4 protein-coding genes are annotated in these 3,029 nt (G+C 65.3%); 1 reads left to right on the top strand and 3 read right to left on the bottom strand.

Annotation, left to right across the window (positions count from 1 at the left end; genetic code table 11):
* The 3 genes from RMO81_RS13995 to RMO81_RS13985 form a co-directional block, all read right to left on the bottom strand.
* On the bottom strand, positions 1 to 689 hold a 689-nt coding region (locus tag RMO81_RS13995; protein ID WP_310476512.1), incomplete at its 3' end, for an MFS transporter.
* An 88-nt stretch (positions 690 to 777) separates the two neighbouring features.
* Positions 778 to 1,662 carry a lysophospholipid acyltransferase family protein gene (locus RMO81_RS13990; protein WP_310476511.1) on the bottom strand — a complete coding sequence of 295 codons (885 nt, stop codon included), beginning with the start codon at positions 1,660 to 1,662 and terminating at the stop codon, positions 778 to 780.
* 33 nt (positions 1,663 to 1,695) lie between these two features.
* The gene (locus tag RMO81_RS13985; RefSeq protein WP_310476510.1) at positions 1,696 to 2,604 is read right to left on the bottom strand and encodes a PEPxxWA-CTERM sorting domain-containing protein; all 909 of its coding nucleotides are present in this window, start codon (positions 2,602 to 2,604) and stop codon (positions 1,696 to 1,698) included.
* Between the two features lie 182 nt (positions 2,605 to 2,786).
* On the opposite strand from RMO81_RS13985, the gene RMO81_RS13980 reads away from it, so the two are divergent.
* A partial coding sequence (locus tag RMO81_RS13980) for a glutamate racemase (protein WP_409049626.1) occupies positions 2,787 to 3,029 on the top strand: 243 nt, incomplete at its 3' end.

Genomic DNA, 3,029 nt, shown 5'->3' with positions numbered 1-3,029 from the left:
TCGGCGGCCAGCGCGCCGGTCAGCCAGCGGCGTTCATCCGGGGCCAGCCAGCCCACCTTGCCGGGCGCGTCGGGCAGATGGCGCCAGATGATGAAGCCCATCATCAGGGCCGGGCAGGCTTCCAGCAGGAACAGCCATTGCCAGCCGTGCAGGCCCATCGCGCCTTCCAGCCCCAGGATTGGCCCCGAAATCAGGCCCATGACGATCTGGGTGACGGGCTGGGCCACGTAAAAGCGGCTGATGACGCGGCCGCGCCACTGCGCCGGAAACCACAGGCTGGCGTAATAGAGGATGGCCGGGAAGAAGCCGGCTTCAGCCGCACCGAGCAGGAAGCGCAGCGCATAGAATTGCATCGGTGTCGTCACGAACATCTGGGCTGCCGAAATGACGCCCCAACTGATCATGATCCGCGTCACCCACAGGCGCGTGCCAAAGCGCATCATTAGCATGTTGGACGGCGCTTCCAGCAGGGCATAGCTGACGAAGAAGATGCCGCCGGCAAAGCCGAAGACGCTGGCCGAAAAGCCGAGATCGGCGTTCATCGTCTTGGCGGCAAAGCTGATGTTGGCGCGATCGATGATGGCGATCATGTAGGCGAAGAACAGGAACGGCAGCAGCCGCAGCTGCGCCTTTTTCATCACGCGTTCGGGCAGGCCGGGGGAAACATCGCCAGTTGTTTGATCGATCATGCCCGTCGCCCCCGCTGGCTTGGGTTTAGGCGATTGCCCGGCCCTGTCCAACCGGCCATTTCCAACCGGCCATGTCCAACCGGCGGCCTCATGCCACTGGCCGGCCGCCCAGTGTTTCCGACAGTTTCGCGGCGATGGCCGTGCGGGCCCGGGCGGAAAGCGCCTTGCGGTCGGGCAGATCGGCGGGGCTGAAGGGTTCCAGGAAATGCACGCGGGCTTCCCAGGTGCCGGGGCGTGACAGCAGGCGCCAGGCGTTGGCGGCGCCGGTTTCCATGCCGACCCAGCCAAGGTTGCGGCCAGCTTCGTCGCAATCAATCACCACCGGTTGCAGCGTGGCGCCCGGCGGCGGCGGAATCAGCATGGCAAACAAGGGCGCCTTGAACGGCCGCAGGCGGCGGCCGTCGCTGCAGGTGGCTTCGGGAAACATGGCGATGCGGCTGTGGCGCATGAATTGCGTGCGCATGGCGACGATCTGGGCCGGCACGCCCATGCGGTCGCTGCGGTTGACGAAAATAGTGTCGTTCAGGCGGCAGACGAAGGCGAGGCCGGGCCAGATGGCGATACCATCCTGCGCCACGAACACCGTTCCGGTTTGCCCGCCCAGGATCAGCGCGTCGGTCCAACTGAGGTGGTTGCTGATGTAAAAGACGTTGCGGCTGACCGGCTGGCCGATGCTGCGAACGCGGATGCCGCAGGCGCGGGCGTTCCAGCCCAGGAAGCGGCGGGCCCACGGGGAGGGGATGCCGAGCTGGCGGTGCAGGCTGTGGGCAGGCACGCAGATGGCGGCGATGGCCAACAGCCACAAGGATCGCCCCACCACGCGCAGCGCGCCGGCCGGATCGCGCGCGCAGGCGCCGGCAAAGGCCGCCACGGCAGCGGCAAGCCCCGGCACCGGCGGCGCCACAAAGCCGCTGGCATCGGGCAGCGGCGGCGGCCATTGGTTGTCAATGGTGGAGGCGACTGGTTCGGCCATGCAAATTGCATAGCCGCAGGCAGCGCTGAATCGTCAAGCCCTGATCGGCTGGAGAACGCGGCGTCGCCGGGCGGCGGCACCGGCCAGCGCAAAGCCAGCCAGCATCTGGGCCCAGCTGGCCGGTTCAGGCACCGGATCGCCGGGGCTGAGGCTAACGAACTCGGCCAGCGACTGGCCCACGGTGATGGTGCCTGACACACTGCGGCCATCGAGAAGATAGTTGGTGAAACTGATGCCGACGGCGTTGGTGATCAGGGTGCGGGTGCTGTCAAAGCTGCTGGCAAACTGCTGATTCAACGTCACCTTCAGGCCGGACTGATTATAGGCAACGAAATTGACGGCGGTCTGTGCGTTGCTGCCCGTGTTGAACACGTTATTGCCGTTGATGCTCAGCAGCAGATTGTTGAATGTGGATTGGCCGGTCATTGTGGTGACCAGGCCGACCTTGGTGCCGGTGGTGACCGATTGCACCCGATCGGCCGTGAGATTGAGAATGCTGGTGGTCGGGCCGCCGGTGCTGGTGAACAGGCTGATGGCCAGGTTGTTGAGATCGGAACTGGCACTGCCTGATGTGGTGTTGGCCGGGATGGTGCCGTTGGCGCTGGCCGCTGTCGCGATGGCGCCGCTGTTCAGCGTGAGCGTGGCCGTCACGCCGCCCTGATTGCCCAGCCCCACAATGGCAGCAAGCGAAGCTGCGCTGTTGGCAAGGTTATACCCCGGCGACGTGCGTCCGGTGATCGGCGCGACCGGCCCGACCGAAGTGAGCGGCTGGCCCACCACGCGCACGCTGCTGAACACACCGCGGGCCGTGGTGGAAATCTCCAGCGTGGCCTGGGCGCTGCTGGCCAGCCCCAAGACAGAGGCTGTGCCGATGATGAGATGCCTGAACATCATGCTTGGTCCTTCGTCGTCCACCCGATAGCCAGCGGTCGTGCTGAACACCGGCCACTGCTGTTCACGGCCACATCGCGGGATTTTGCAGCGCCTGAGAACCCACCTCATTCCTTGTTGAGGATGATTCCCAAGCACGCGGCGCGGCGCTTTGCCTTTTGCCGCCCGCCATGACATGAGGCGTGTGACGCACCGCGAACGGCTTTGGGGAGGCGACGATCACTCACATCCTGATGCTTGATTCCGGTGTTGGCGGCCTGTCGGTGCTTGATGATGTGCGCGCGGCATTGCCGGCGGTCGATATCAGTTATGTTGCTGACAATGCAGGCTTTCCTTATGGCACCAAGACCGAGATGGAGGTCGCCACCCGCGTGTGCGCGCTGCTCGGCCGGCTCACTGAGCGGCTGAAGCCCGATCTGTTGGTGATCGCCTGCAACACCGCTTCGACCATCGCGCTGGCTCATGCCCGCGCCGTG

This window comes from Sandarakinorhabdus sp. (genome assembly GCF_031422795.1).
Classification (GTDB): Bacteria; Pseudomonadota; Alphaproteobacteria; order Sphingomonadales; family Sphingomonadaceae; genus Sandarakinorhabdus.
Note: the sequence above shows the minus strand (reverse complement) of the source record. Positions and strands in the feature narration are given on the sequence as shown.